3 protein-coding genes and 1 pseudogene are annotated in these 2,702 nt (G+C 60.1%); 3 read left to right on the top strand and 1 reads right to left on the bottom strand.

Annotated elements, in window-relative coordinates; all coding sequences use genetic code 11:
- Together ACOTX1_RS23705 and ACOTX1_RS23700 are read left to right on the top strand one after the other, a co-directional pair.
- A partial coding sequence (locus ACOTX1_RS23705; RefSeq protein ID WP_213091363.1) for a hypothetical protein occupies nucleotides 1–256 on the top strand: 256 nt, incomplete at its 5' end.
- A complete protein-coding gene (locus tag ACOTX1_RS23700) occupies nucleotides 177–1,037 on the top strand; it encodes an extended-spectrum class A beta-lactamase SHV-12 (RefSeq protein WP_002904004.1) in 861 nt (286 codons plus the stop codon). The genes ACOTX1_RS23705 and ACOTX1_RS23700, both read left to right, overlap by 80 nt.
- A 20-nt stretch (nucleotides 1,038–1,057) precedes the next feature.
- On the opposite strand, the gene ACOTX1_RS23695 is transcribed toward ACOTX1_RS23700, so the two are convergent.
- Nucleotides 1,058–1,819, bottom strand: a complete 762-nt coding sequence (locus tag ACOTX1_RS23695) for a DeoR/GlpR family DNA-binding transcription regulator (protein ID WP_002210513.1) — start codon at nucleotides 1,817–1,819, stop codon at nucleotides 1,058–1,060.
- 261 nt (nucleotides 1,820–2,080) lie between these two features.
- On the opposite strand from ACOTX1_RS23695, the pseudogene ACOTX1_RS23690 reads away from it, so the two are divergent.
- Nucleotides 2,081–2,605: pseudogene (locus tag ACOTX1_RS23690) on the top strand (NAD(P)-binding domain-containing protein); the annotation flags it as partial.
- Nucleotides 2,606–2,702: the final 97 nt, after the last annotated feature.

Raw genomic sequence — 2,702 nt, 5'->3', positions numbered from 1 at the left:
TGATGTCACGCTGAAAATGCCGGCCTTTGAATGGGTTCATGTGCAGCTCCATCAGCAAAAGGGGATGATAAGTTTATCACCACCGACTATTTGCAACAGTGCCAACGCCGGGTTATTCTTATTTGTCGCTTCTTTACTCGCCTTTATCGGCCTTCACTCAAGGATGTATTGTGGTTATGCGTTATATTCGCCTGTGTATTATCTCCCTGTTAGCCACCCTGCCGCTGGCGGTACACGCCAGCCCGCAGCCGCTTGAGCAAATTAAACAAAGCGAAAGCCAGCTGTCGGGCCGCGTAGGCATGATAGAAATGGATCTGGCCAGCGGCCGCACGCTGACCGCCTGGCGCGCCGATGAACGCTTTCCCATGATGAGCACCTTTAAAGTAGTGCTCTGCGGCGCAGTGCTGGCGCGGGTGGATGCCGGTGACGAACAGCTGGAGCGAAAGATCCACTATCGCCAGCAGGATCTGGTGGACTACTCGCCGGTCAGCGAAAAACACCTTGCCGACGGCATGACGGTCGGCGAACTCTGCGCCGCCGCCATTACCATGAGCGATAACAGCGCCGCCAATCTGCTGCTGGCCACCGTCGGCGGCCCCGCAGGATTGACTGCCTTTTTGCGCCAGATCGGCGACAACGTCACCCGCCTTGACCGCTGGGAAACGGAACTGAATGAGGCGCTTCCCGGCGACGCCCGCGACACCACTACCCCGGCCAGCATGGCCGCGACCCTGCGCAAGCTGCTGACCAGCCAGCGTCTGAGCGCCCGTTCGCAACGGCAGCTGCTGCAGTGGATGGTGGACGATCGGGTCGCCGGACCGTTGATCCGCTCCGTGCTGCCGGCGGGCTGGTTTATCGCCGATAAGACCGGAGCTAGCAAGCGGGGTGCGCGCGGGATTGTCGCCCTGCTTGGCCCGAATAACAAAGCAGAGCGCATTGTGGTGATTTATCTGCGGGATACGCCGGCGAGCATGGCCGAGCGAAATCAGCAAATCGCCGGGATCGGCGCGGCGCTGATCGAGCACTGGCAACGCTAAGCCGGCGGTGGCCGCGCGCGTTATCCGGCCCGCAGCACCTCGCAGGCGTGCCGGGCGATATGACTGGCGGCGGCATCGGAAAGATGCCGGTCGGTAATGATGGTGGTGAACCGGGTCAAAGGTAACGCCATAAACGTGGCCACCTGATTGTATTTCGAACTGTCGCACAGCAGGATGCTTCTCGCGCTGACCTGGCTGACGGTCTCCTTGACGGTAACCTTGTTCTCATCAGGGGTGAATATCCCGCGACTGTCCCAGCCGCTGGCGGAGATAAAGGCCGTATCGATAGCCAGGTGGCGTAACGTACGCGCCGCCGATTCGCCCACGCAGGAGCGGTTCTCCCGGCACAGAGTGCCGCCGGTGTGGATCACGCCGCACTGGCTGGCATCGATCAGCAGCTGGGTTATCTCAAAATCATTGGTGACCACCTGGAGATCGTTCCGGTCGAGGATCGCCCGCGCCAGCGCCAGGGTGGTAGTCCCGGCATCCAGATAGATGCAACTGTTTTTAGCGATATGACTCGCCGCCAGCGCGCCGATCGCCTGTTTCTCCTCACTCTGCAGCGTGCTTTTCACCAGATGACTGGGTTCCGCGGCCAGCCGGCTGACGGCGCGTACGCCGCCCGAGACGCTGACCAGCAGCCCCTGCTCCTCCAGTTTACTGACGTCCCGACGGATGGTCATATGGGACACGCCGAGGATCTCCGTCAGCTCGTTAATGCTTACCGCCCCACGCTGCTCCACCAGGGCTAAAATACGCTGATGTCGTTCTATTGGAATCACCGCTCTCCCCTTACCATTTTTTCACACCAGGCGTCACCACCCAGGCTACGGCCCTGGCGACACCCGGTGTTGTTATCGCGCTTTGCCGCTGTTTTTTACGCTATTTTAGGGCAAGAATCGCCGCTGTGCAGCCTCTTTCCGCCTGTGAATTTTTTATATTCATGTGGGTTATTCGTGATAACTCTCACATAAATTCACATGATAACGCTTTATTCTATCATTAAATCACATTAATTAACTAATGTTCACAAGGAGACCAGCATGGCTGCACACACTAACGTCTGCGTGATTGGACTGGGTTCAATGGGCATGGGCGCCGCCCGCGCCTGCCTGCAGGCGGGCCTGAACACCTGGGGCGTTGACATCAATCCCGACAACTGTCGCGCACTGCTGGCGGCGGGCGCCAAAGGCGCGGGCCCCAGCGCGGTGCCGTTCGCCGCGGAACTGGATGCAGTTGTGCTGCTGGTGGTCAATGCCGCCCAGGTGCGGGGGATCCTGTTCGGCGAGAGCGGCCTCGCCGCCCATCTGAAGCCGGGCACCGTCGTGATGGTGTCGTCCACCATCGCCTCCGCCGATGCTCAGGCCATTGCCGAGGCGCTGGCGGAGTACCAGCTATTGATGCTCGACGCGCCGGTATCGGGCGGCGCCGTGAAAGCGGCCGCCGGCGACATGACGGTGATGGCCTCCGGGAGCGATGCCGCCTTTGCCCGACTCGCGCCGGTGCTGGACGCCGTGGCCGGCAAAGTCTACCGCATCGGGAGCGACATTGGTCTTGGCGGCACTGTTGCAAATAGTCGGTGGTGATAAACTTATCATCCCCTTTTGCTGATGGAGCTGCACATGAACCCATTCAAAGGCCGGCATTTTCAGCGTGACATCATTC

The sequence above is a fragment of the Enterobacter cloacae complex sp. IR5401 genome (assembly GCF_049238425.1).
Taxonomy (GTDB): Bacteria; Pseudomonadota; Gammaproteobacteria; order Enterobacterales; family Enterobacteriaceae; genus Enterobacter; species Enterobacter hormaechei_C.
The sequence above is the reverse complement of the archived record's forward strand: the minus strand, read 5'-3'. Positions and strand labels throughout refer to the sequence as shown.

Excerpts from the sequence above, each read along its gene's own strand:
- ACOTX1_RS23700 (WP_002904004.1), top strand. The coding sequence starts at position 177 with ATGCGTTATATTCGCCTGTGTATTATCTCCCTGTTAGCCACCCTGCCG.